The following is a 24,096-nucleotide window of genomic DNA, read 5'->3' on the forward strand; positions in this document are numbered from 1 at the left end:
GGTTCGCTCAGGAGCCCGTTTCGTGCGGCTCCTGCTCGGAGGACGTCGCCGGCCGGGCGACGTAGGAGACCTGCGGCCCACCTGAACGAGGGGGGCGCGGCCCTCCGCGCCCTTGAGGCGGGCGCGGAGGCCGAGGCCCATTCCCATTCCCCGCGCTACCTGGGCGGGGCTCGCGGAGCACGTTCTGGGAGGCCTCGGAGGACATGCCCACCACGGGGCGGGTCTCCACCAGGGGCTGGGGCCTGCCATTGGGTCCGCCGCGCCGCTCGGAGCGAGGCCCGCCTCCGCGAGGGCCCTGCTCGCCCGTGGCGGAGAAGGGGGCGCCAGGGTTGCCGGGGCGAGGCGGACGGCCATTGCCGTTGCCGCCTGGGGCGCCGCGGCCCTGTCTCGACTCGTTGGGCCCCTGGCGGCCGAAGCCATCGCCTCCCTGGCGCGGCTCGTCGGGGCCCGAGCGGCCGTTGCCTCGGTTCCCCATCCGCTGCGCATCCTGACCGGTGCGGCCGTCGCCGCCGGTGCGTGGCTCGTACGGGCCCGCGCGGCCATTGCCTCCCAGGCGGGGTTCATACTTGCCGGGGGGGCCATTCGCGCCGCGCTCCCAACGCGGCTCGTTCGCGCCGGGATGCCCATTGGCACCGGCATCTCCCTGCGGCCCGTTCGCGCTGGGGCGCCGGTTGGCGCCGCGCTCCCAACGTGGCTCGCTCGCGCCGGGGTGCCCATTGGCACCGGCATCTCCCTGCGGCCCGTTCGCGCCGGCGCGCCGATTGGCGCCGCGCTCCCAACGTGGCTCGCTGGCGCCGGGGTGCCCATTGGCGCCGACGCCCACCTGCGGTTCGCTTGTGGCGGGGTGCCCATTGGCGCCACCGCCCCACCGCGGCGCGTTGGGACCTGAACGGCCAGGGCTCCCCATGCGCCGCTCGTTCTGGCCCGGGCCGCCATTGCCCACGCGAGGCCCGCTGGGGCCCCCCTGGCGGCCACCGTCATTGTCACCCATGCGCCGCTCGTTCTGGCCCGGGCCGCCATTGCCCGTGCGAGGGCCGTTGGGCCCAGGGCGGCCACCGCCGCCGCTTCCCGTCCGCTGCTCATTTGGGCCGGAGCGCCCAGGCCCACCGCCGCCCATCCGCTGACCGTTCTGCGGTGGGCGCGGGCCGTTCGGGGTGTTTCCGCCACGGGGCGGGGGCCTGCCTCCGCCAAAGCCCCGGTTCCGGCCACCCCTCGGAGGGGGCGCGGCCACCGCGGGCTTGCCGCGCTCACCACCGCCCTGCCTCAGCACCAGGGCTTCCAGCTCGCGAAGCTCGGCCTCGGCGGCCTCCTCGGGCGTCATCGCGTGGGCGGGGGCGGCCGGCTCCAGCGGCGCGGGCTCCAGGGAGAACGCGTCACGGCGCTCGTCGCGCGGGGGCCGGGATCCCGGGCCGCGCGAGCCACCGCGGCCCCCGTTGCGACGCGGCGCATCCCGATACGTGCCCGACGGCGTGAAGTCCGGGGTGAGCTCCCGCCGCACGTAGGCGTTCCAGATTTCCCCCGTGTCACCCGCGGTGCCATGCAGCCAGGGGGCGGTGGCGGCGAGGAAGTTGCGGACGTTGTCCAGGTCGCGCCGGAAGTAGAACTCCGCGCGGTTGTTGCGGGCGGCCGCCACCGTCTGCGGAAAGTCGATGATGGTGGGCCCCGCGTAGCTCATGAGGATGTTGTACGGGGACAGGTCGCCGTGGATGAGGTCGGCGCACAGCATGTTGATGACCTGGGCCCGCAGGTCCAGGTAGAGCGCCTGGGCTTCCTCGGGCGTGGCCGGTGGTGCTTCCACCAGGCGGGGGGCGGGGTGGCCCGCCGCGTCCAGCACCACCTCCATCAGCAGGATGCCCTCGTAGAACATCACCGGCGTGGGCACGCGCACGCCCTGGGCGTGCAGCTTGTAGAGCGAGTCCGACTCCGCGCTCTTCCAGGCGTCCTCCGCGGCGTTCTGGCCGAAGCGGCTGCCCTTCTCGATGGCGCGGCGCGTGCGCGAGTTGCGCACCTCGCGCCCTTCCCGGTAGCCCGCGTTGTTGCGGAAGTTGCGCTCGTGGCGCTCCTTGTACAGCTTGGCCGCGACCACCTCACCGGCATGCTGGACCAGCCATACCTCTGCTTCCTTGCCCGTCTTCAGCTGACCGATGACGGCTTCGATGATGCCATCGGCCAGGAGGGTCTCTAGCGAGTCATTCATTCAGACGCGGGATTCCAGTGGGGGCCGGGCAGATTGTCGGCGCAGTGGCGTGCGGGCGGCCCTGTTCGCGGCGCACGGCGGCATGTGAACATCTCGCGGGCCCTTCTTGCTACCAACACAGTGCGGCAAGCTGCCAGGAAGCCTGGCGGACGGCCTGCTAGCAGCTTGCGTCCCCGTGTTCCAGGAGAGCCCGGGCTTTGAGGAAAGGGGTGGGTCATCTTGGACCAAACCCTCGTCCCGGGGCAGGGAATCCCACCGGTGGGGCCCGCCGGTCCACGCCCGGGGGCGCGGCTCGCCGCGGAGTCGCCACTCCACGCACGGTGCTTGGAGCCGCACGGGGGAGCGCTACGATGCGCCCGCTGAGGGAGGGGTTCATCATGGCGACGAAGTCACGCAAGACGGCTGTTGCGAAGAAGTCATCCCGAAAGAGCGCGACGGCCAAGAAGGCCGCTGCCAAGAAGGGCGGGGCCCGGAAGGTCGCGGCCAGGAAGACGTCGGCGAAGAAGGCCGGCGTCGCGAAGAAGAAGACGGCGGCGAAGAAGGCTCCCGCGAAGAAGGCCACGCCAAAGAAGGTGGCGGCGAAGAAGGCTCCCGCGAAGAAGGCCGCGGCGAAGAAGGCCACCGCGCGCAAGAAGGCGACGACGAAGCGGGCAGCCCGGCCGGCGACGGGCTCGCCGCTCATCGAACAGGTGGAGACCACGTCCGCGGGCGTGCAGCCGCTGGCGCCCACCCACGCGCCGGTGGATGAGTTCACCAGCACCGGCAACGAGGTGCTCGACATCTTCCAGCGCTATGACCGTGACCGGACCGGCACCATCGACCGCGCCGAGTTCGCGCGCCTGCTGGAGGCGCTGGGCCAGAACATCTCCGACGAAGAGCTGGAAATCGCGATCGACATCGTCGACACCGACCGTACCGGGAAGATTTCCTGGAACGAGTTCAAGGCGTGGTGGAACAGCCGCTGAGCGGGCGTGGCAAGTCCGTCCAGGACCGCGCGGCCCTCTGGCATGATGCGGTCCGAGCGGACCTTCATTCTCGCGGTAGGGGGAAGGGTGGCTGACCTGGCATCGAGCGCACATGCGGCAGTCTTCGAGCACTCCCGTGACGGGGTGCTCGTGCTGGATGCTGGGCAGAACGTCGTGGAGGTCAACCGTGCCGCGGAGCGAATCTTCGGGCCGCGGAGCGCCTACGTGGGGCAGCCGGTGGGGCTGCTCCTGCCGGGCTGGCGTCCCCCCGAGCCCCGCGCGTCCGCCGACGCTGCGGCTCGCGAGACGGAGCTGGCGGGCCAGCGCCCCGGTGGCTCGGGCCCCGCTGTCTATCTGCGCGTGCTGACGCTGCCGATTCCGGGCGAGCACGAGACGGGCTGGGTGCTCCAGCTCCAGGACATGACGGCGCGCCTGGAGGTGGAGGCGTCGCTGCGCCAGCAGAAGGAGTTCTTCGAGGCGGTGGTCATCAACAGCCCGGTGGCCATCATCACCATCACCCGCCAGTTCCGGGTGCTGTCGTGGAACCCCGAGGCGACGCGGCTGTTCGGCTACACCCCCGCCGAGGCGCTCGGGAAGCACATCTTCGACCTGGTGGCCACCGACTCGACCGTGCTCCCCGAGGCGCAGCAGGCGTCGCGGGAGGTCGTGCTGCGCGGGCGCCTGCGCTCCGTCACCCGGCGGGTGCGCAAGGACGGCACCGTGGTGGACGTGGAGCTGCGGGCGCTGCCGGTATCCGTGGGGGGACGGCAGCTCGGCTTCATCGCCATCTACCATGACATCACCGACCTGGAGCGGGCGCGCAAGGCGGCGGAGGCGGCCAACCAGGCCAAGAGCCTCTTCCTGGCCACGATGAGCCACGAAATCCGCACGCCGATGAACGCCATCATCGGCATGACGGGGCTGCTCCTGGACCGGGCGCTGACAGAGGAGCAGCGAGACTTCGTCGCCACCATCCGGCAGAGCAGCGAGGCGCTGCTGACGCTGCTCAACGACGTGCTGGACTTCTCCAAGATTGAAGCGGGCCGCTTCGAGGCGGAGCTGCGGCCCTTCGACCTGCGCCAGTGCGTGGAGTCGGTGCTGGACCTGCTGGCCGTGCGCGCCAGCGAGAAGGGCCTGGACCTGGGCTGCGACATCGCGCCGGAGGTGCCGCAGATGCTGGTGGGGGATGCCTCGCGCATCCGCCAGGTGCTGCTCAACCTCGTGGGCAACGCGCTCAAGTTCACCGAGCAGGGTGGGGCGGTGGTGAGCGTGGACGGCGCGCGCCTCCCCGGAGAGGAGGGCTCGGCGGAGTGGGTGTTGACCTTCGCCGTGCAGGACACCGGGCCCGGCATCCCCGAGGACCGCCGCACCGGGCTGTTCCAGCCGTTCAACCAACTGGACGCGTCGGTGTCCCGGCGCTTCGGAGGCACGGGCCTGGGGCTGGCCATCTCCAAGCGGCTGGTGGAAGCCATGGGAGGCTCCATCTGGGTGGAGAGCGAGGGCATCCCCGGGCGGGGCACCACCTTCCGTTTCACCCTTCGCGCCCAGGTCGCGCCACAGGCCTACGCGGTGCACCTGCGCCAGGACCAGCCACTGCTCCAAGGCCGGCGCATGCTCGTCGTGGACGACAACGCGCTCTTCCGGCGCCTGCTGGGGCGTCAGCTCCGGGCCTGGGGTGTAGAGCCGGTGGAGACGGCCTCGGGGAGTGAGGCCCTGGCCCAGTTCCAGGCGGGGGCGCGCTATGACGTGGTGCTCGTCGACCACCACATGCCGGGGATGGATGGCACCGTGCTCGCGGAGCGCATCCGGCAGCTCGAGCCGACCCTGCCGCTGCTGCTGCTGTCGACGCCGGGCCGGCGGGGCAATCCACCCGAAGGGCTGTTCGCCGGAGTGCTGTCCCGGCCGCTGAAGACCTCGCAGCTCTACGACGCGCTGATGTCGTGCTTCTCGCAGCACGTGCCCCACCTGCCCGGCAGCCGCGACGCACAGCCCTCCCGCGCGGGGCCCTTTCCGGGGGTGCGGCCGGGCGATTCCATCCCGCTCGACATCCTTCTGGTGGAGGACAACGCCACCAACCAGAAGCTGGCGCTGCTGGTGCTGGAGCGGCTCGGCTACCGCGCCGACGTGGCCCTCAATGGCCGGCAAGCCCTGCAGGCCGTGTCCCAGAAGCGCTACGACGTGGTCCTCATGGACCTGCAGATGCCGGAGATGGACGGCCTGGAGGCCACGCGCCGCATCCGACAGGAGCTGCCGCCCAGGGCCCAGCCGTGGGTCATCGCCATGACGGCCAACGCGATGGACTCCGACCGTGAGCAGTGCTTCTCGGCGGGCATGGATGACTTCCTCGGCAAGCCCATCCGCGTGGACGCGCTGACGGCCGCGCTCGTTCGCTGTGGGCAGCGCCGCTCGGAGGTGGCGCCGGAGCAGCGTGTCTCCGGTGGCACCGTGGTGACGCCTGTCACGACGCTCATGGACAGCCTCCCCGAGTCGGCCCGCATCCCGGGGCTGGAGCCCCTCGCGCTCGCGCGCCTGTGGGCGGAGCTGGGGGCGCAGGCGGGGCTGGTGCTGCCGGACCTCATCGACACCGCGATGCACAGCATGCCGGCGCTGCTGGAAGACGCGTACGCGGCGCTGGCCCGGGGCCACGCGGACGACCTGGGCCGTGCGGCGCACACGCTCAAGTCGAACGCGGCGTGGTTCGGCGCCAGCGCGTTGGAGGCGCAGGCTCGCGACATCGAGCAGCACGCGGATACGGGCAACCTGGACGGCATGGCGGCGCGGCTGGACCGCTGCCAGGAGGAGCTGGCGTCGACCCGGGTGCTGCTGGGCCAGCTGCGCGACAGCATCCTGGCCCTGTCGGGCGGCTGACACGGGGCGGGCCCGAAGCCGCACGTCGACGGTGCCGGAAGCCCTGCCCGGGCGCTATCTCTGGGGGGAGTCACAGACGCCACCGAGGAGAGCGAGAGCGCATGGCCCGTTACGACTTCGACCTGTTCACCATTGGCGGCGGTTCTGGCGGCGTGGCGGCCAGCCGCAGGGCGGGGGCCCACGGCGCCCGGGTCGCGGTGTGTGAGGACCGCGACGTGGGCGGCACGTGTGTCCACCGGGGCTGCGTGCCCAAGAAGCTCCTGGTGTATGGCTCGCACTTCCGCGAGGAGTTCCAGGACGCGGAGGGCTACGGCTGGTCGGTCCAGGAGCCGGTGTTCACCTGGCGCAAGCTGCTGGCGGCGAAGGACAAGGAGCTGGAGCGGCTGAAGGGGGTGTATGCGCGGCTGCTGCGCGACTCGGGCGTGACGCTGCTCGAGGGGCGAGGGCGCGTCCTGGACCCCCACACGGTGGAGGTGGCGGGGAAGCAGTACACGGCAGAGCGCATCCTGGTGGCCACCGGCTCCCGGCCGTACCTGCCGCCGGACATCACGGGCATCGAGCACGCCATCACCTCGGACGAGGCACTGTCCCTGCCGGAGCTGCCCCGGCGGCTGGCCATCGTGGGGGCCGGCTACATCGGCGTGGAGCTGGCGGGCGTCTTCCATGGCCTGGGCGCGACGGTGACCATGCTGATTCGCGGCGCGAGCGTGCTGGGCGGCTTCGACGACGACGTGCGCTCCTTCCTCACGGAGGAGATGCGGAAGAAGGGCATCGACCTGATGACGGACACCTTCATCCGGGACATCGAGAAGCGCGAGGACGGCGGGGTGAGCCTGCTGACGGGCGGCGGCGAGACGGTGGAGGCGGACGCGGTGCTCTTCGCCACCGGCCGGATTCCCAACACCGTGGGGCTGGGGCTGGAGGAAGCCGGCGTGGTGCTGGACGCGAGGGGCGCGGTGGTGGTGGACGAGTGGTCGCGCACCTCGGTGGAGAGCATCTACGCGGTGGGAGACGTCACCGACCGCATCAACCTCACGCCAGTGGCCATCGCGGAGGGCCGGGCCCTGGCGGAGACGCTCTTCAATGACAACCCGATGCAGATGGACCACACCAACGTGCCGTCCGCCGTCTTCAGCCAGCCGCCCGTGGCCTCCGTGGGGCTGACGGAGCTGGAGGCGAAGGCGCGGCACGGCAAGCTGGACATCTACGTCACCAGCTTCCGGCCGATGAAGCACACGCTGAGCGGACGCAACGAGCGCACCATGATGAAGGTGGTGGTGGACCGCGAGTCCAACCGGGTGCTCGGCTGCCACATGGTGGGGACGGACGCGCCGGAAATCATCCAGGGGCTGGCCGTGGCGGTGAAGTGTGGCGTCACCAAGAAGCAGCTCGACTCCACCGTGGGCATCCACCCCACCGCGGCCGAGGAGTTCGTCACCCTGCGCGACAAGCGGCCCGACCCCGACGAGCGCCTGGCTTCGGAGATGGGCCACGATGCGGTGGTGCCGCCACCCCGTCGGTGACGCCCCGTGCCAGGCCGGTCAGGCGCGGAGCCGTGCCGGCGTCCCTGGGCGGCTTCCGCCCCCCCCCGAGGTGAGCCATGAGTGATTCTCCCACGGAGTCCCCCGGCGCTGGCGCCGCGCGCATCCGAGGCCTGGAGCAGGTGGACCGGCTGTCGGTGCCCTTGCCTCACGGGACCGAGGTGACGACGCGCGTGGAGCGACTGGCCTCGGGTGGCCGCCGCATCCCACAGGGCGTGGTGGGCCGGGTGGTGCGCGCGCATGACGGCGGCTTCGACGTGCAGATTGTCGGCGTGGGCGAGGTCTGGTTCGCCCGCGACGAGCTGGTGCCCCGGCGCCCGGGACAGGTGCAGTTCGCCCGGCGCCGCGAGGCGGCGTGGAGCGCGCTGACACCCTGCGTGGTGTTGGAGACGCGCGTGGGCAGTCATGCATGGGGCCTGGCGGACGAGCGCTCCGACGTGGACGTGCGCGGCGTGTTCGCCCTGCCGTTGCCCTGGACCTTCGGGCTCGCGGAGCCGCCGCGCGATCTGGTGAGCGCGGATGGCAGCACCACGTACTGGGAGGTCCACAAGACGGTGGAGCAGGCGCTGCGCGCGGACCCCAACACGCTGGAGACGCTCTTCGTCCCCGGCGCGAAGGCCCTGGACCCGGTGGGCGCGTGGCTCCTGGAGGAGCGCGACGCCTTCGTGTCCAAGGCCCTGTTCGGCAGCTTCGGGCGTTACGCCATGAGCCAGCTCGACAAGCTCACGCGCAGCCAGCGGTTGGCGGAGCACCGGGACCTGCTGCTGGCGTGGCTGTGCGAGGAGCCCGCGCCGGACCTGGATGAAGTGGCGCGGCGCTTGTCGGCCGTGTCGCCGCGTGAAGCGCGGACGCCCCGGGATGCGCTGCTGGCGGCGAAGACGTACGTGAAGCAGCTCTATCGCTCGCTCTGGGACCAGGGGCTGCTGGCGGCCAACGACTTCAAGGCGCTGACCGAATACGCGCGTGGTGGCGGGCAGCGGCCTCCGTCCGCGCGCGAGCTGCGGCCGAAGAACGCCTACAACCTGCTGCGGCTGGTGGCCACGGCGACGGGGTGGCTGCGCGAGGGCGTGCCCGCCTTCGAGGCCACGGGCGCACTCAAGGGGCGTCTGCTGGACATCAAGGCCGGCCGCGTGCCGCTGGAGGATGTGCTGCGGGACGCGGAGGCCATGGCCCCGGAGCTGGAGGCCGCGCACCGGGAGAGCCGCCTGCCGGAGCACCCGGACTATGCGCGCGCGGACCGGCTGCTGCGGCGCGTGGGCGAGGAGCTCGCACGACGCTGGGTGATGAAGGAGCCCGGCCCCCTGGGACGCGATGCCCCGGAGGCCCCGGCCATGACGTGGAGGGAGATGGAATGAAGGGCACCTTGACGGAACATCAGCGCGCCATGGCGGACCGGGTGCTCGACGAAGAGTCCCGCCGCCGCTCGCACCTGGTCGTGTCGCTTTCGGGCGCGCATGCCTATGGCTTCCCCTCTCCGGACAGTGACCTGGACCTGAAGTCCATCCACGTCGCGCCCACCGCCACGTTGCTCGGCCTCCAGCCCACGCATATCCCCACGGAGCGGCTGGAGGTGGTGGAGGGCGTGGAGGTGGACTACTCCTCCAATGAGCTGCTGCCCGTGCTCCAGGGCATCCTTCAGGGCAATGGGAACTACCTGGAGCGGGTGCTGGGCGCCATCCCGCTGCGTGAGTCGCCGGAGCTGGAGGCGCTGCGGCCGCTGGTGCGCGGGGTGCTGTCCCGCCGCATCCATCGGCACTACCACGGCTTTGGCCAGGGCCAGCTCCGCGAGTGGGAGAAGAGCGGGTTCCGGTCCGCGAAGCGGTTGCTCTACGTCCTGCGCACCACGCTGACGGGGACGCATGCGCTGCGGACGGGCGTGGTGGAGACGGACGTGACGGAGCTCCTGGCGCCGTATGGCTTCGAGGACGCGCATGCGCTGGTGGAGCAGAAGCTCCGCGGGGAGAAGAGCGAGCTCCCCGAGGAGCTCAGTGTGAAGTGGCGCGGCGAGGTGGCGCGCTCGTTCGAGGTGCTCGAAGCCGCGCGGGCGGAGTCCGTGCTCCCCGAGGTTCCTCCCGCCGAGGCCGTGGCCGCGCTGGAAGCGTGGATGCTGGACCTCCGGCGGAGGAACTTCGGCGGATAGCTGCTCCCTCCGGCAGCATCGCCGCCAGGCAGGGATGCTGGGCCTCCGAAGGCGGAACTTCGGGGGCTCTTCGTCCCTGGAGGGAGCGCATTTCCACCCGGAGAGGATGCAAATCGTTCGGCGGAGCAGGGGGGCGAGCCGCTTCCTCAGGGTGTCATTGCCGCTCGGATGAGCGGCTTCACCGCCATGGAGAGGTTCATCGCGAAGCTGACGACCCCCGCGCCCGGGTCATCGCGCTCCAGGTGCATGCCGAGCACGGCGTAGTAGCCCGTCTCGCGGTCCACCCAGGGCGTCCAGCCGAAGGCGCCCGGTGAGCTGATGACGGCGCAGCCCCGCGCGGGTGTCGGGCACTCCAGCCACGCTGCCAGGCCGTAGCGCAGGCCCAGCCCCATGTCCGCCGAGGGCGAGCTGCCGATGATGACGTCGGGGTAGGGCTCGATGGCCTGGGCGTCGAACAGCTCCGGCGTGCCGAAGGTCCGGCCCGCGTAGACGCCGCGGTGGAACACGATGGCGAGCAGTGGGGCGTACTCGTCCATGGACGCGCGCAGGCCACCCGCCACCAGGGGATTGGTGGTGCCAATCGGCTGGTTGGGGAACGTGAAGTACGCCACGTCCGAGGGCAGCCCCAGGGGCTGCGCCAGCGTCTCGGCGAAGAGGTTGTTCCACGTCTTGCCCGTCGCCACCTCCGCCATGCGGGCCGCGACATGCAGGTGGGTGCTGCCGTAGTCGAACCGCGTTCCGGGCGGCGCGACCCGCGAGGTGTTGGCGATGCTGTCGACACACGCCGCCAGCGTGATGCCGGGTTGGAGCGTGCAGTGATGGCCGGGGGCAAGGCCCGACGTGAAGGAGAGCAGGTGCCGCAGGGTGATGCCCGCCTTGTCACCCGTCCAGCCGAGCACCTCGCCGGTGGTGGAATCCAGGGAGAGGTGGCCCTGCCGGATGAGCTCGAAGATGAGCGTGCCGGAGACCATCTTCGACGCCGAGGCTACCGCTACCCGGCGGTCCGGCGCGAAGTCGCCGACCATGCGCTCGTAAACCTTGTTGTCGTGAGCGTCGTAGATGGCGAGCCCGACGCCGGGAACGGATGTACCGGCGTCGGCGACGTGCGCTTCCAGCACGGCCGTTATGGCATCCCACGGGGAGCCGGCGTCCGGCTCCGGAACGCCCGCGTCAGCCGTGGGCTCACCCGCATCGGGGTTGAGCGTCCCGGCGTCGGGCTCCGGGACACCTGCGTCGGGCGCGGGCGTGTCCGCTCCACCACAGGCAAACAAGACGACTCCAGCAAGGGCCAACAGGGCTCGAAGCATGTGCGTGATTTTCGCCTCCAAGCCCCATCAACACGGCTACCCCGGCGGAGGTTGCGAAGAATCAAGCAGGTTCAGGCGCTCGCGCCGGTCCCAGACGACCTGATGGCGCCATTTGAAGTACCAGACGCGGTGCCAGGGAATCTCACCATCCGGGACGAAGGCGTCGAATGGCATCTCCTCGAGCGTCTCGCCATGGGCGTCATACCCGATGATGAACTCGCGTGGGTTGAACCGCTCGTCCCACCGGATGCGGTGGTAGACCTCGCGGCTGGTCGTGAAGCGCTCGTGGGACATGGCCGGGCTCGCAGGAGGAAGGGTGGGACCGCGCCCGTCCTCATTGATGTCACCGGGACCTGGCGCGGCGCACCCGACGGCCTACCTGGGGACCGTCTGACACGTCGCTCCTGACACGGCGGGGGCACATCCGTGAGGGCCGCTCAGGGTTTGTCCCCGTGTGGGGGGGCGGTCATTGCTCACGCTGAGAAGCACTGACGCCCGGCTCCTGGGCGCGAGCCCATCCGGCACACCTCTTGGTATATGCTGGATAGCTGACTTTGAAAGGCATTATTAGTTGCATCCCTCTGTGGAGTGCGTCAGCCTTGGATTGCAGGATATTCGCGTCTTGGGAGGGAGTCATCATGCGCAGAGTCGCTCTTCGTGCTGCTCTTGCCGTGATCGCCGTTGCCACCGTCGCGTCCGCTGCCCCCGCCATCAACTGGGAGTCGGGCCTGACCTTCTACAGCGACGATTTCATGACCCCCGTGGCGAACTTCCCGGACCCTGCCGGCGGGTGCCATGCGTTTCCAGCCACCGCCACGTCGCTCGTGGGGTGGAGCAACGTCGAGAACGTGATTGCCTACTGGTCGGATGACTGCAGCGGACAGGAGATCTGGCTCGGCACGCTGAGGACGTTCCAGCCGGGCGAGTACGCGAGCTTCTCCGCCTTCTGAGCCGCCACGACGGATGGGCATTCCTTCTGGAGTGCCCATCCGCCGCGCAGCTTGAAGTGCCCTCGGCGTATCAGGACGGATTCACGCCGGCGACGAGGTAGAAGCGGAACTCACCCGAGTTGACGCCGTAAGCCGCATCCACGCCCACCAGCGGGAGCACGATGTTGCGCAGGTAAAGGCGTAGGCCCGCGCCGACGCCCTGGGCCACGGTGGCGTTCCCCAGCCCTCCTTCCGAGCCCGGCAGGTAGCTGCGCACCACGCGGCCATTCACGTCGCGCAGCTCTCCGCTCCCGGGCAGCTTCCGCCACATCATCACCCCGGTGTCGGAGAAGGCCACGCCGCGGAAGGACAGCGGGCTCACCGTGAACAGGGGGAAGTGGTACTCGGCGGTGAAGCTCAGCCGCGAGTCGCCTCGGAACTGGCGGTAGACGAAGCCGCGCAGCGAGTTGCCGCCCATCACGAGCTCCTGATGGAAGGGCAGGTCCACGCCGGCGACGGCTTCTCCGCGCAGCACCAGGTTGTGCTCACCCACCAGCCGCAGGCCGTGGCGGTACAGCAGGCCGAAGCGCTCGTAGCGGAAGTCGCTGCCGACGTCGGGGCTGGAGACCTCGTAGGAGGCCTCCAGGTTGAGCCCCTCCATCACCGCGTGCAGGTTCTGCCGGGTGTCGACGCCCACCATCAGCCGCAGCGACGCGTCCGTCTGCGCGGGCCCCAGGGCGAAGACGGGCGTGGTCACTTCCTCCTTGGCGTCGGGGGACTTGGCGTCGATGGACATCAGCCGGTACTTGGCCGCCGCGCGCACCCGCTCGAACAGCAGGAAGCCCAGCTCTCCGGCGATGGACGCCGAGTTCATGCGTGTCCGCCGCACCACCTCCGGGCGCCGCTGGCCGGAGCCGGGCCGGTACTCGTCCACCCGGTCGCTGCGCAGCTGACCTTCCAGGCTGAAGCGCAGCTGCGGCAGGCCGAAGAGGTTCGGGTCCAGGAAGCCCGCGAAGATGCCGCTCTCCGCCGTGCTCACCTGCGCCGCGGTCGCGAACTTCTTGCTGCGGCCCCACAGGTTGTTCTCCGCGTACAGCACGCCGCCGCCCACGTTGTCCGACTGCAACACGAAGGTGGGCGCCACCACCCACGACGCCTTGTCCTCCACTTCGAGAATCAGCCGCACCCGGCCTGGGCCGGCGGGCTCGAAGTCCACCTTCACCTCCTGGAAGAGGCCCGTGGCGACGAGCCGGCGTTCAATCCTGGCGAGGTCCTCCTGGGTGAGCGGGTCTCCTTCATCCACGCGCGCATAGGCGCGCACCGTCTCGGGACGGGTCTTCTCCGGTCCTCGCACCACGACTTCGTCCACCACGGGGTCCGGTTCCGTGTATTGCGCAGTTGCCCGGGGCGCCAGGAGGCTCATCACCAGCGCCGCGCATCCAACCCACACGCGTCTGCTCATCGCTCGTTGCACGTCCGTGAAAGGGGCCGCCGGCCAGCGCCCGCGAAGCGGAACTTACCTTGAGTTTCACCCTGGGAGGTGCACCTCCGGACACGGCCCGTCTGCTATGCCTGGGCGTATGGTCTCCTTCCTCCGTCAGTTCCAGCGGCGGCGCCTGCTCCTTCGGCCCTTTCCCGAGGCCTGGCTGGGCCACCTCGACGCGCGCGTGCCCTTCTTCCGCACGCTGTCCCCCCCGTTGCGGCAGTCCTTCCTGGACAAGCTCAAGGTGTTCGCGTGGGAGAAGGAGTTCATTGGCGCGGGCGGGCTGGAGGTCACCGAGGAGATGCGCGTGGTGATCTCCGCCACGGCGGTGCAGCTCGTGCTGCACCTGGACCTCGGGTATTACGACCGGCTGCGGGAAGTCATCGTCTACCCCGGCGCCTTCCGCATCCCGGACCGCACGGGCGTGGTGCTGGGAGAGGCCAAGAACTGGGGCTCGGTCATCCTGTCGTGGGAGTCGGTGCTCGCGGGGCTGCGCAACCCCGTGGACGGCCACGACACCGCCACGCACGAGTTCGCGCACGTGCTGGACCGGGCGGACGGTGCCTTCGATGGTACGCCCAACCTGCGGGCGTACTCGCACTACCGGGCCTGGAGCTCGGTGATGAGCGAGCACTTCCACAAGCTCCAGCAGGGCCGCCGCCTGGAGCGGCAGGTCCTGGACGACTACGGGAGCCTCAACGAGGCCGAGTTCTTCGCGGTGGCCACCGAGTCGTTTTTCGAGAAACCCCGGCAAATGAGGGAGAAGACACCGGCGCTCTATGAGGAGCTGAAGCGCTTCTATGGTTGGGACCCGGCGACTGGCACCTGAACGTCCGAGCGCGAAGGCTCCGGCTGTGCTACGCGGCGGCCTGGATGTTCATCTCCTGGAGTGGAATCCATGGCCTCATCCCCCAGTAGCCCGTCCGCATCCATGTTCATCGACCTGGAACGGGATGCCTGGCGGGCGCTGCGTGCCACCACGCCCCTTTCATTGGAGTCCTCGGAGATTGACGGGCTTCGGGGGCTGGGAGAGCACCTGGACCTGGACGAGGTGGTGGACGTCTACCTGCCCTTGTCCCGGCTGTTGAACCTGCAGGTGGCCGCCGCGCAGCGACTGTGGGCGGACCAGCAGGCCTTCCTGGGCGGCACGGTGCAGAAGGTGCCGTTCATCATCGCCATCGCCGGGAGCGTGGCGGTGGGCAAGAGCACGACGGCGCGCATCCTCCAGGCCCTGCTGAAGCGGTGGCCGGACCACCCGCGCGTGGAGTTGGTGACGACCGACGGCTTCCTCTTCCCCAACGGCGTGCTCACCGAGCGCGGCCTGATGAAGCGCAAGGGGTTCCCGGAGAGCTACGACCGGCGAGGCCTGGTGCGCTTCCTGGCGGAGCTGAAGGCCGGGCGCGCCGAGGTGACAGCGCCGGTGTACTCGCACCTCGTGTACGACGTGCTGCCCGGCGAGGCGCAGGTCATTCGCCAGCCCGACATCCTCATCCTGGAGGGGCTCAACGTCCTGCAGACGGGGGCGCAGGAGGGGAAGCAGCTCCCCACCACGTTCCTCTCCGACTTCTTCGACTTCTCCATCTACGTGGATGCACACGAGCACGACATCCGCCGATGGTACGTGGACCGCTTCCTCACGCTCCAGCAGACGGCGTTCCGCGACGAGCGCAGCTACTTCCGCCGCTTCTCCGAGCTGAGCCATGAGCAGGCGGTGGCCATGGCCGAGTCGGTGTGGGGCGAGATCAACGGCCCCAACCTGGCCCAGAACATCGCGCCCACGCGCTCACGCGCCCGGCTCATCCTGCTGAAGGGACCGGACCACAAGGTGAAGCGGGTGCGCCTGCGGAAGATGTAGCGCCGCGTCTCAGAAGCGCAGGCGGTAGTGGAGCGCCTTGGGCCGCGTCAGGGCGTCGAAGCCCAGCGCGCTCAACGTCACGCCGCGGCCGGAGTCCTTCACGCCGCTCCAGGGCAGTGCGGGGTCCAGCGCGTCGCAGCGGTTCATGTAGACGGTGCCCGCCTCGAGCTGCCGTGCCAGCCGGTCCGCGCGCTCGCGGTCCGACGTCCAGACGCTCGCGGTGAGCCCCAGGCGCGAGGCATTCATCAGCGCCACGGCCTCCTCGTCGGAGTCGACGGGGGCGACGGGCAGCAGCGGTCCGAAGGACTCCTCGCGCATCAGCCGCGCCTGGGGGCTCACGTCCCGGAGCAGCGTGGGCCCGAAGAAGCGGCCCCGGCCTTCGACTTGCGTGGGCTGGCCACCCGCGACGAGCCGGGCGCCCAGGGCGGTGGCGTCCTGGACGAAGGCCTGGAGCTCGGCGGGGTGCCACGGTTGGGCGATGGGCCCCATCGTCGTCTGCTCGGACTCCGGGTCACCCAGCACGTACGCGCGCACGAGCGGCTCCGCGGCGGCGACGAAGCGCTCGTACAGCGAGCGGTGCACGTACACGCGCTCCACCGCGCAGCAGCTCTGCCCGGCGTTGTACATGGCGCCGTCGACGATGTTCTCCACCGTCTTGTCGAAGTCGCAGTCCGGCGCGACGTAGGCCGGGTCATTGCCCCCCAGCTCCAGGCCGATGTGCAGGAAGCGCTCGCGCGCGGCGGCCTGAATCCTGTGGCCGCCGAGCACCGAGCCGGTGAAGAGCACGTGGTCCACCCGCGCGTCGCCGACGAGCTGCTCCGTGCCGGGGTAGTCCAGGAAGATGGCCTGCACGGTGCCCTCGGGCGCGCCGGCCTCGGCGAAGGCGCGCGCGAAGTGGGCGCCGCACAGCGGGGTGCGCGGCGAGTGCTTCACCACGACGGCGTTGCCCGCGAGCACCGCCGGCGCAATGGCATTCACCGCCGTGAGCAGCGGGTAGTTCCACGCGGGCAGGTCCAGGACCACGCCCAGGGGTTCCTTGGCGATTCTCCGTTCGAAGCCGTCCTTGGGCGGCAGGACGATGTCCGCCAGCGACTCGGCGGCGATGGCGGCCATGTGGCGGAGCCGGCCCGCCATGCCGCCCACCTCGCTCCGCGCCTGGGAGAGGGGCTTGCCCATCTGCCGGGTGATGTCCCGGGCAATGGCCTCGGTGTGCTTCTCCATCGCCTCGCAGGCGCGCAGCACCAGCTGCACGCGCTCCTCCACGCGCAGGGAGCGCAGGGCGCGCGACGCGGCCCGGGCGCGCTCCAGCACGGCGTCCAGCTTCGCGGGCGGCGTGAACTCGACCGACGCGGCGACGTCGCCGGTGAAGGGGTTGTCGACGATGTGCGTGTTCATGGCCTCGCAGGAAAGCCACGAAGGCGCATGGCGTCATGGGCCCGCCTGGGCGCGGAGGGGCCGGCGCGTGCGGTACGCGACAGATGTCGCCAGGGAAGTGTTGCCGGTCCGTCGACTCCGGGAGCGCGCCCTCGGCCCGCGGACAGGCGGGCCTCAGGCGTCCGGGGTGGGGGCTCCGCAGAGCGTTCCGTCCTTGAGCCCGGCGATGCGGCGCTCGAGCGTCCGCTCCAGCTCCGGGACGCCTTCTTCCTGGATGAGCTCCAGCGCCCGCTGCTCGGTCTGGAGGGCTTCCTCGCATGCGCCGCTTCCGGCCAGGGCCAGGGCCAGCGTGTCCAGTGCGTTGGGGCTCCAGGGGGCAAGCGTCACGGCCCAGCGGGCCAGGGGCATGGCTTCCTCGGCCCGGCCCTGCGTGACGAACATCCAGGCCAGCTCGCGCGCCGCATGGGCATTGCGTGGGTCCAGCCTGAGGGCCTCGCGGTAGGCGGACTCGCGCTCTTCGTGGGCGAGCGGCTCGTGGCGCAGCGCGGACCCCAGCATCAACCAGGCCCCGGCCTCCGTGGGATGCGCCTTCACCGCCTCGCGGGCAATGGCGACACGCTCGCCCTCTGGCGCGCTCCGCAGCTTCGCCGACAGCGCCAGCAGCCCGGTGGGGTTCAGCCGGAGGGCTTCCTCGAGCTCGTCCTTGGCCACCTTCTGCCGGTTGGAGATGAAGGGCTCCCGGTGCGCCAGGGCCGCGCCCAGCGCCGCCAGCTTGGACCGGATGGCGTGGACCTGGGCGTCGTCGATGACCTCCTCGACGAAGCCCGTGCCCACGGGCGGCACGGTGACGGTGCGCTCCACGAAGCGGCGGTTGCGCACGTATTCGTAGAGCAGCGCGTCGAGCTCGGGGGAGGTCAGCTCGGGGAGCGCCCGCGCCAGCGCCTCATCGGGGGCGACGCCCTGGTTGAGCAGCGCCAGGTACTCGGCGAAGGGCCGGGGGCGCTCGTTCAGGAGCCAGTGCACCAGCAGCCAACTGCCCGCGTAGTTCGCGCCGACCTGCTTGTCCTGCTCGCGCGCCTCCAGCGTCCGGTCCCACTGGAGGACCCGCTGCATCGTCCAGCCCCGCGCCAGGCCCCGCTGGACAGCGTTGAGCCAGGAGCCCATGACCATGATGGCCTCCCAGTGGGGCGAGCCCACGACGGCCGTCTGCCCGTCCTCGGAGAGGCGCAGCGTCTCCAGGTACTCGGCCAGCCCCTCCGAGAGCCACCGGGGCTGACGGGAGAGGGTATAGGCGCTCAGGTAGTGGGCCAGCTCATGGTTCAGCGGCGAGGAGGTGGAGAGGGAGAGGCCCGCGAAGAGCCGGTCCCACGTCCGGGGCCGCCCCGACAGGACGATGAGCGCCTCGCTGTCGGAGCGGTGGAAGAAGGCCCGCACGCGGCGCGGGTAGAGGCCCTCGAACTCGCGTGGGCTCTGGAGGACGTAGACGTCCACCTTCGTCATCTGCTGGCCCTGGGCCTGGGGCCACATCGCGGTGAGGATGGCGGCGCGGGTCCGCTCCAGCCGCCGCATGGCCTCGCGGGCGTCCTCCGCGGGAAGGTCCGTGTGGAGCGTGTAGTGGTCGCTGTCCAGCCGCACCCAGGGGCGTCCCCCTTCGCCGGGACACGTGGTGAAGCGCGGGCCCACGACGCACGCGAGCTGGGTGGTGGAGAGCAGGGCGAGCAATGCCCCCATCGCGAGGCCGTGGCGCAAGTCGGGTTGTCTCCTTGGGCCAGGGCGCGGTCCCCGGCGCTTCGCCAGTGTAACGTCCGGCCCCCGCGGGCATAGCGGCGGGCGACGCGTCAGGGCGCGTCAGCGCTGGCCGCTCGCTGTCCGCACCATGTCGATGTGGGGAATGCCGTCCTCGTCGTACACGTCGCCTCGCGCCTGGAAGCCGAAGCCTTCGTAGAAGCGCTGGAGGTAGTGCTGGGCGCCGATGTGGATGGGCGCCTCCGGGTAGAGGCTGTCCAGGCGTGAGATGCCGCGCGCCACCAGCTCGCGTCCGAGTCCCAGGCCGCGTGCGCGGGGCGACGTCACCACGCGCCCCAGGCTGCTCTCCCCGGGGTACTTCAGGCCCGGGGGAAGGATTCGCAGGTAGGCGGCGAGCACGCGAGTGTCCTGGGATTCGTCATGGAGGAGCAGGTGCTCCGCGCCCCGGTCGAACCCGTCCACGTCCTGGTAGATGGAGCGCTGCTCCACCACGAACACCTCCTGCCGCAGGGCGAGCACGTCGTACAGCTCGTCCAGTGACAGGGCCTGGAAGGACTTCCACTGCCAGCTTCGCATGAGGTGGCCGTCTAGCACGGGTAAGCGGGCCGGACCTCTCTCGCCGTGCATCCGGCGCGTCTCGCAGGCCCGGCTGATACCCTGGGTGCCGTGATGATGAAGTCACGCCGGGTGGTGGCCGTCACCGTGGTGTCGCTGCTCGCCGCGGGGCTCGCCGAGCTCGCCCACCTGCCAGCCGGCGCGCTGCTGGGCTCGATGCTGGTGTCCATCGTGGCGTCGCTGACGCTGTCCGTGCATGCCCCGGTGTCGCGGCGAGGGATGCTGGTGTCTCAGTCCGTGCTCGGTGGCGCGCTGTGCGCGTCCTTCTCGCCGGAGGCCTGGAGCGCGCTCGCGGACAACTGGGCGGTGTCGCTTGCCGCCGTGGTGGGCGTGGTGGCGGTGGCGCAGGGCGTGGCGCTGGTGTGCGCGCGGCTGGGGCACCTGGACCCGCGCACGGCCACCCTGGGGCTGATGCCCGGGGGCGCGTCCGCGATGGTCGCGCTGAGCGACGAGCTGGGGGCGGACGCCCGGCTGGTGACGCTCTTCCAGTACATGCGCCTGTGCATCGTGATCCTGGTGGCCGTGGCGGTGGGCCGATGGGCGGGGGACACCCCGGACGAGGTGCTCGCCCGGGCGGCGGACCTGCCCGGCCCGCCTTCGCCGCTGCTGGCGTGGCTGACGACCGCGGGCGTCTGCGCGGTCGGGAGCTTCCTGGGACTGCGGCTGAACCTGCCGGCCGGCTCCTTCCTGGGCCCCGTGCTGCTGGGCATCCCGCTCACGGCCCTGGGGGTTCCGGTGGGCGCGTTGCCTCCGGGTGTCCTGCTGCTCGCCTTGTGGGCGTTGGGCGTTCGCGTGGGCAGCCAGTTCGATGCCTCGGCCATCCATGAGTTGAAGCGGGTCGCTCACGTCGCGGTGGTGGCCTCGGTGGCGATGGTGGCCGGCTGCCTGCTGCTCGCCTGGGGGTGGTCCGCGGCCTCGGGCGTGGACCTGATCACCACCTACTTCGCGACCTCGCCCGGCGGCGCCGATTCGGTGCTGGCCATCGCGCTGGGAACGCGTGCCACTTTGTCCGTCGTCCTGGCGGTCCAGGTGGGGCGGGTGCTCCTCATCTTCCTGGTCGCGCCGTCCTTCCTGCGCCGCCTCTCGCCCTCGCGTGAGAGCTGAGGTGCTCGGTGGGTTGCCTGCCTGCCGGCCGAGCAGGATGCAGGGGGCGAGGCACGACACATTCAGGGCAGGAGACCCCAGCGAGGGCCGACATCCGGCGGCGCTGGGTTTACGCGGTTAGTATGTAGGCCGCGATGACCTCACTGCACGATGTCCTGCCTGCCTCCGACGCGAACCCGAGCGTGGAGGCACTGGCCGCGCTGCTCCGGCGCCGCAGCACGGTGGTGCTCACCGGTGCGGGGTGCAGCACGGAGTCGGGCATCCCGGACTACCGGGGGCCAGGGACGCGGGCCCGCGCGCGCAACCCCATCCAACATCGCGAGTTCCTCACGCGGCCCGAGGCGCGGGCGCGCTACTGGGCGCGGAGCCTGATGGGCTGGCCGCGCTTCTCCTCGGCCCGGCCCAACGCGGCGCATGCGGCGCTCGCGGCGCTGGAGCAGGCGGGGCATGTGCGCGGCCTCATCACCCAGAACGTGGACCGGCTTCACCACGCGGCGGGCAGCTCGCGGGTCATCGAGCTGCATGGCGCGCTGGCCCGGGTCCGCTGCCTGGCCTGCGGCGCCCAGGAGTCGCGAGCGGACTTGCAGGAGCGGCTGCTGGCGCTCAACCCCGGCTTCTCCCACGAGGTGCTGGTGCTGAGGCCCGACGGCGACGCGGACCTGTCCTCCGAGCAGCTGTCCTCATTCCAGGTCCCGGCGTGCCTGAGCTGCGGCGGCACGCTCAAGCCGGATGTCGTCTTCTTCGGCGACAACGTGCCCGCGCCCACGGTGGAGGCCGCGTTCGCGCTCCTGGAGGAGGGCGATGCGTTGCTGGTGGTGGGCTCGTCGTTGGCCATCTTCTCTGGCTACCGCTTCCTGGTGCGGGCCTCGGAGCGGCGCATGCCCATTGCCATCCTCAACATCGGCGAGTGCCGCGGTGTGGAGCTGGCGGACGTCCACCTGGAGGCCCGGGCGGGGGACGCGCTCCCGCGGCTCGCGGAGGCGCTGGCCCGGAGCTGAGCGGCAGCGGGGGCTCACCTCATGTCGTAGACCTTGCGGATGGGGGCTCCGCCGCGCTCGATGTCGAGCTCGATGTGCGGTGTCCCGCGCAGCAGGGTGAAGGCTTCCAGGGCCCGCTCGGGACTGTCGAGCGGGATGCCATTGATGCGCCGGAGCACGTCCCCCGTCTGGACTCCGAGCTGCTCGTAGAGGGAGCCCTTCTTGACGGCGTAGAGCTTGAAGCCCTGGGGCTTGCCGTCACGGAAGGCGGGAACCACGCGCGCCTGGCTGAGCAGCCCATCCATGTTGTTGAGCGCGTCGTCGATGCTGCGGCGGGACACCTCGTAGGTGTGTTCGCCCACGGCGCGGATGCCCGAATCCAGGGGCGCGACGTTCGCCAGGACGGGCGCCAGGGGCGTGGCGCCATGTCGGGTGAACTGGAGGTATTCCTCGCGGCCGTCGATGGAGAAGGTGATGCGCTCCCGCTCGATGGAGACGATGCGGGCGCCCAGCAGCTCGTCGCCGGTCATCACGCTCCGGATGCGCCTGGCGTCCAGGTCCTCGACGGAGGCAAGCGACCACTGCGAGTCATGCGCCACCAGCGTGCCCAGCAGCTTCAAGCGCAGCGACGTGTTCATCGCCGCGGTGGGGGGAGCGTCGGGGCCACCTGTCGTGGAGGGCTTCCCCAGCCGGAGGCCGGTGAGGCGGGCCAGGCGTTCTCCTTCGAGGGGCGTCCGGGGCGCGTCGTCGAGCTTGCCGGGGGATGAAGTCACATCCGCGACACCTGGCACCGGAGGCGAGAGCGAGAACTCGACGAACAGGTTGGTGGTGCTCGCCACGAGCAACGCAGTGAGCGCGATGAAGCCCGTGGTCACGAGCCAGAAGGACCTGCGCGGGAAAGAGGCCATGAGTGCGTGTCTCCGTGTGCGGGATGGGAGTGACACGAGGCCTTGAGCAATCACGAGGCCACGGGGGCCGTGGGCGTTCCTTCACTCGGAGCGCTTCGTGCGCAGACTCCGCGCGCCGCTGTCCCTGTCACGAAGTCACGACGCGTGCGTGACAAGCTGTCAGAAGGCGCTTTGACAGAACTGTCACAAATTGTGCGGCGTGTCATTTGTCCGCTGTCTTTGGAAACCAACACTGCTTGTGGCGGGGAAATGGCTGGGTGGATTTGGTCAGATTTGACAATTCCGACACCAGCGTTCGTTGAGGCACGAGGCAACTTCGGCTCGCGGCTGCCGACAATCGTGGCATCCCCCCAACGCACCTGTCTGTCTGGGTGACGAGAGCTCTGGCCGTGAAGACCTACTCCGTCCGCAGTGGCGACACGCTGAGCGCGCTGGCGCGTCAGTTCAACACGTCTGTTTCCGCGCTGGCCAAGGCCAATGACATCTCAGACCCGAACAAGATTCGGACGGGCCAGAAGCTGACCATTCCGGACGCCTTCGAGGGCGCGCCGCGACAGGGTGGAGCCAGCTCGGGCGCCGGCACGGCTGGCCGTCCCGCGGGCGGCGACACCTTCACGGCGGCACCGCCGACGGCACGCGCCGCCAACGGCCAGGTTCGCGACGACGATGGCCGCACCTTCTCCACGTCGAGGGACGGCACGCCGCTCTACAAGCAGGGCGATGCGCAGTGGGGCTCGCGGCGGCTGGGCACCAGCTCCAGCCTGTCCGCGGCGGGCTGTGCCATGACGGCCACGGCGATGGCCGTGAGCAAGATCACCGGGAAGACCATCAACCCGGGCGAGATGGACGCCTACCTGGACCGCAACAACGGCTATGCGGGCAACGCGCTCAAGTGGGGCTCCGCGGCGGCCATGGGCGGCCTGGGGGCGGCGAAGCAGGCGTGGAAGCTCGACACCATCAACAAGCAGATCGACGCCGGCCGGCCGGTGGTCGTTGGCGTGGACTACAAGGCGGGCAGCGGCGGTGGCGCGAATGGCACCGACCACTGGATCACCATCACCGGCCGCGGCACGCAGAACGGCAAGCCCGTCTACTACGCGAATGATCCGGCCACCGGGAAGGAGATCACCCTCAACGTCCAGGGCAGCCGCCTGACGGGGGGCCCCCAGGGCTACAAGACGACGGGCGAGCTGGTGACCTTCTCGGGCGGCAACCCGCGTCCGGGCAACACGAACGGCACGGGCGGTACGCAGGGCTCTGGCGAGACGCCGCCGTCCACCTCGGGTGGTTCGGTGAAGGGCATGGCGCTGCCCGGCCGCGACCTGGAGAAGGGCGCTCGCGGGCCCGCCGTGGAGAAGCTCCAGAGCGCGCTGGTGAAGGGCGGCTACATGACCCAGGCCGAGATGAACACCGGCCCGGGCGTCTTTGGCCCCCGCACCGAGGCGGCCCTCAAGGAGTTCCAGGCCGCCAACGGCGTGCCCAACACGGGCTACTACGGCCCGCTGACGCGCGCGGCGTTCTCGAAGCTGGGCGCCGAAGTGGCCAGCGGCGGCTCCACCAGCGGCACGGGGGGCACGCAGGGCACGGGCAACGCGGGGCCGGCGAAGGGGAACAACGACCTGAGCGGCTTCTCGTCCAACAAGTACGACAACCTCATCAACGAGATGTCGCGGAAGTACGACGTGCCCGCGCGCCTCATCAAGGCGGTCATCCAGCAGGAGTCCGCCTTCAACCCGAACGCGCGCTCGGGTGCGGGGGCCGTGGGGCTGATGCAGCTGATGCCCGGCACGGCGAGCGACCTGGGCGTCACGAACCGGACGGACCCGCGTCAGAGCATCGAGGGCGGCACCAAGTACCTCTCGCAGCAGCTCAAGCGCTTCAATGGCGACGTGCGCCTGGCGCTCGCGGCCTACAACGCGGGGCCGGGCAACGTGAGCAAGTACGGTGGCGTGCCGCCGTTCAAGGAGACGCAGGACTACGTGCGGAAGATCACCGGCTGGTACAACGGCGCGGGGCCGGCGTAGCTCCTCCGGTCGACGTTCCGCGCACGGCCCGGTCCCCCTCGCGGTGGCCGGGCCGTTGTCTTC

Annotated in this window: 19 protein-coding genes; 11 read left to right on the forward strand and 8 right to left on the reverse strand. The window is 70.7% G+C overall.

All coding sequences use genetic code 11. The annotated features are described in order from the left end of the window. Positions 1 to 7: 7 nt before the first annotated feature. Positions 8 to 2,197, reverse strand: coding sequence for an RIO1 family regulatory kinase/ATPase (locus VZL07_RS26400; protein ID WP_426750499.1), 2,190 nt, complete (start codon positions 2,195 to 2,197; stop codon positions 8 to 10). Between the two features lie 377 nt (positions 2,198 to 2,574). On the opposite strand from VZL07_RS26400, the gene VZL07_RS26405 reads away from it, so the two are divergent. From VZL07_RS26405 to VZL07_RS26425, 5 genes are all read left to right on the forward strand, one after another. After that, positions 2,575 to 3,162 (forward strand): EF-hand domain-containing protein, encoded by a 588-nt coding sequence (locus VZL07_RS26405; RefSeq protein WP_426750500.1) that lies wholly within the window; start codon positions 2,575 to 2,577, stop codon positions 3,160 to 3,162. A gap of 42 nt (positions 3,163 to 3,204) precedes the next feature. After that, on the forward strand, positions 3,205 to 6,030 hold the full coding sequence (locus VZL07_RS26410; RefSeq protein WP_426750501.1) for a response regulator: 2,826 nt from the start codon (positions 3,205 to 3,207) through the stop codon (positions 6,028 to 6,030). A gap of 101 nt (positions 6,031 to 6,131) precedes the next feature. Further along, entirely contained in the window at positions 6,132 to 7,553 is a 1,422-nt protein-coding gene (gor, locus tag VZL07_RS26415; protein WP_426750502.1) for a glutathione-disulfide reductase, read from the forward strand. Between the two features lie 77 nt (positions 7,554 to 7,630). Next, positions 7,631 to 8,926: a DNA polymerase beta superfamily protein gene (locus tag VZL07_RS26420; protein WP_426750503.1), complete on the forward strand. Its 1,296-nt coding sequence runs from the start codon at positions 7,631 to 7,633 to the stop codon at positions 8,924 to 8,926. Further along, positions 8,923 to 9,711, forward strand: a complete 789-nt coding sequence (locus tag VZL07_RS26425) for a nucleotidyltransferase domain-containing protein (protein WP_426750504.1) — start codon at positions 8,923 to 8,925, stop codon at positions 9,709 to 9,711. The genes VZL07_RS26420 and VZL07_RS26425 overlap by 4 nt, the downstream gene beginning before the upstream one ends. Positions 9,712 to 9,857: 146 nt before the next feature. Here the strand turns inward: VZL07_RS26425 and VZL07_RS26430 are convergent, their stop codons facing one another. Next, positions 9,858 to 11,018, reverse strand: coding sequence for a serine hydrolase domain-containing protein (locus VZL07_RS26430; RefSeq protein WP_426750505.1), 1,161 nt, complete (start codon positions 11,016 to 11,018; stop codon positions 9,858 to 9,860). A 36-nt stretch (positions 11,019 to 11,054) separates the two neighbouring features. Further along, a complete protein-coding gene (locus VZL07_RS26435; RefSeq protein ID WP_426750506.1) occupies positions 11,055 to 11,312 on the reverse strand; it encodes a DUF504 domain-containing protein in 258 nt (85 codons plus the stop codon). Positions 11,313 to 11,656: 344 nt separating this feature from the next. On the opposite strand from VZL07_RS26435, the gene VZL07_RS26440 reads away from it, so the two are divergent. Further along, positions 11,657 to 11,968, forward strand: coding sequence for a hypothetical protein (locus VZL07_RS26440; RefSeq protein ID WP_426750507.1), 312 nt, complete (start codon positions 11,657 to 11,659; stop codon positions 11,966 to 11,968). Positions 11,969 to 12,038: 70 nt separating this feature from the next. Here the strand turns inward: VZL07_RS26440 and VZL07_RS26445 are convergent, their stop codons facing one another. Then, entirely contained in the window at positions 12,039 to 13,397 is a 1,359-nt protein-coding gene (locus tag VZL07_RS26445) for a BamA/TamA family outer membrane protein (protein ID WP_426750509.1), read from the reverse strand. Between the two features lie 130 nt (positions 13,398 to 13,527). On the opposite strand from VZL07_RS26445, the gene VZL07_RS26450 reads away from it, so the two are divergent. Then, entirely contained in the window at positions 13,528 to 14,259 is a 732-nt protein-coding gene (locus tag VZL07_RS26450; protein ID WP_426750511.1) for a M90 family metallopeptidase, read from the forward strand. Between the two features lie 69 nt (positions 14,260 to 14,328). Further along, complete coding sequence (gene coaA, locus VZL07_RS26455; RefSeq protein WP_426750513.1) at positions 14,329 to 15,285, forward strand: type I pantothenate kinase; 957 nt, start codon at positions 14,329 to 14,331, stop codon at positions 15,283 to 15,285. A gap of 9 nt (positions 15,286 to 15,294) precedes the next feature. On the opposite strand, the gene VZL07_RS26460 is transcribed toward coaA, so the two are convergent. The 3 genes from VZL07_RS26460 to VZL07_RS26470 form a co-directional block, all read right to left on the reverse strand. Beyond that, complete coding sequence (locus VZL07_RS26460; RefSeq protein WP_426750515.1) at positions 15,295 to 16,680, reverse strand: aldehyde dehydrogenase family protein; 1,386 nt, start codon at positions 16,678 to 16,680, stop codon at positions 15,295 to 15,297. Positions 16,681 to 16,833: 153 nt separating this feature from the next. Next, entirely contained in the window at positions 16,834 to 18,408 is a 1,575-nt protein-coding gene (locus VZL07_RS26465) for a DUF1570 domain-containing protein (RefSeq protein WP_426750516.1), read from the reverse strand. Positions 18,409 to 18,507: 99 nt separating this feature from the next. Beyond that, complete coding sequence (locus VZL07_RS26470) at positions 18,508 to 18,981, reverse strand: GNAT family N-acetyltransferase (protein ID WP_426750517.1); 474 nt, start codon at positions 18,979 to 18,981, stop codon at positions 18,508 to 18,510. 93 nt (positions 18,982 to 19,074) lie between these two features. On the opposite strand from VZL07_RS26470, the gene VZL07_RS26475 reads away from it, so the two are divergent. Next, the gene (locus VZL07_RS26475; RefSeq protein WP_426750518.1) at positions 19,075 to 20,124 is read left to right on the forward strand and encodes an AbrB family transcriptional regulator; all 1,050 of its coding nucleotides are present in this window, start codon (positions 19,075 to 19,077) and stop codon (positions 20,122 to 20,124) included. A gap of 134 nt (positions 20,125 to 20,258) precedes the next feature. Then, positions 20,259 to 21,122: an NAD-dependent protein deacetylase gene (locus tag VZL07_RS26480; protein WP_426750519.1), complete on the forward strand. Its 864-nt coding sequence runs from the start codon at positions 20,259 to 20,261 to the stop codon at positions 21,120 to 21,122. 14 nt (positions 21,123 to 21,136) lie between these two features. Here the strand turns inward: VZL07_RS26480 and gspC are convergent, their stop codons facing one another. Further along, positions 21,137 to 22,009 (reverse strand): type II secretion system protein GspC, encoded by an 873-nt coding sequence (gspC, locus tag VZL07_RS26485; RefSeq protein WP_426750521.1) that lies wholly within the window; start codon positions 22,007 to 22,009, stop codon positions 21,137 to 21,139. A 389-nt stretch (positions 22,010 to 22,398) separates the two neighbouring features. On the opposite strand from gspC, the gene VZL07_RS26490 reads away from it, so the two are divergent. Continuing rightward, positions 22,399 to 24,033: a transglycosylase SLT domain-containing protein gene (locus tag VZL07_RS26490; protein ID WP_426750522.1), complete on the forward strand. Its 1,635-nt coding sequence runs from the start codon at positions 22,399 to 22,401 to the stop codon at positions 24,031 to 24,033. The last annotated feature ends 63 nt before the right edge of the window (positions 24,034 to 24,096 follow it).

Source organism: Pseudomyxococcus flavus (genome assembly GCF_050038885.1).
In the GTDB taxonomy this organism is placed as follows: Bacteria; Myxococcota; Myxococcia; order Myxococcales; family Myxococcaceae; genus Myxococcus; species Myxococcus flavus.

Excerpts from the sequence above, each read along its gene's own strand:
- VZL07_RS26400 (WP_426750499.1), bottom strand. The coding sequence starts at position 2,197 with ATGAATGACTCGCTAGAGACCCTCCTGGCCGATGGCATCATCGAAGCC.
- VZL07_RS26405 (WP_426750500.1), top strand. The coding sequence starts at position 2,575 with ATGGCGACGAAGTCACGCAAGACGGCTGTTGCGAAGAAGTCATCCCGA.
- VZL07_RS26410 (WP_426750501.1), top strand. The coding sequence starts at position 3,205 with ATGATGCGGTCCGAGCGGACCTTCATTCTCGCGGTAGGGGGAAGGGTG.
- gor (WP_426750502.1), top strand. The coding sequence starts at position 6,132 with ATGGCCCGTTACGACTTCGACCTGTTCACCATTGGCGGCGGTTCTGGC.
- VZL07_RS26420 (WP_426750503.1), top strand. The coding sequence starts at position 7,631 with ATGAGTGATTCTCCCACGGAGTCCCCCGGCGCTGGCGCCGCGCGCATC.
- VZL07_RS26425 (WP_426750504.1), top strand. The coding sequence starts at position 8,923 with ATGAAGGGCACCTTGACGGAACATCAGCGCGCCATGGCGGACCGGGTG.
- VZL07_RS26430 (WP_426750505.1), bottom strand. The coding sequence starts at position 11,018 with ATGCTTCGAGCCCTGTTGGCCCTTGCTGGAGTCGTCTTGTTTGCCTGT.
- VZL07_RS26435 (WP_426750506.1), bottom strand. The coding sequence starts at position 11,312 with ATGTCCCACGAGCGCTTCACGACCAGCCGCGAGGTCTACCACCGCATC.
- VZL07_RS26440 (WP_426750507.1), top strand. The coding sequence starts at position 11,657 with ATGCGCAGAGTCGCTCTTCGTGCTGCTCTTGCCGTGATCGCCGTTGCC.
- VZL07_RS26450 (WP_426750511.1), top strand. The coding sequence starts at position 13,528 with ATGGTCTCCTTCCTCCGTCAGTTCCAGCGGCGGCGCCTGCTCCTTCGG.
- coaA (WP_426750513.1), top strand. The coding sequence starts at position 14,329 with ATGGCCTCATCCCCCAGTAGCCCGTCCGCATCCATGTTCATCGACCTG.
- VZL07_RS26460 (WP_426750515.1), bottom strand. The coding sequence starts at position 16,680 with ATGAACACGCACATCGTCGACAACCCCTTCACCGGCGACGTCGCCGCG.
- VZL07_RS26470 (WP_426750517.1), bottom strand. The coding sequence starts at position 18,981 with ATGCGAAGCTGGCAGTGGAAGTCCTTCCAGGCCCTGTCACTGGACGAG.
- VZL07_RS26475 (WP_426750518.1), top strand. The coding sequence starts at position 19,075 with ATGATGAAGTCACGCCGGGTGGTGGCCGTCACCGTGGTGTCGCTGCTC.
- VZL07_RS26480 (WP_426750519.1), top strand. The coding sequence starts at position 20,259 with ATGACCTCACTGCACGATGTCCTGCCTGCCTCCGACGCGAACCCGAGC.
- gspC (WP_426750521.1), bottom strand. The coding sequence starts at position 22,009 with ATGGCCTCTTTCCCGCGCAGGTCCTTCTGGCTCGTGACCACGGGCTTC.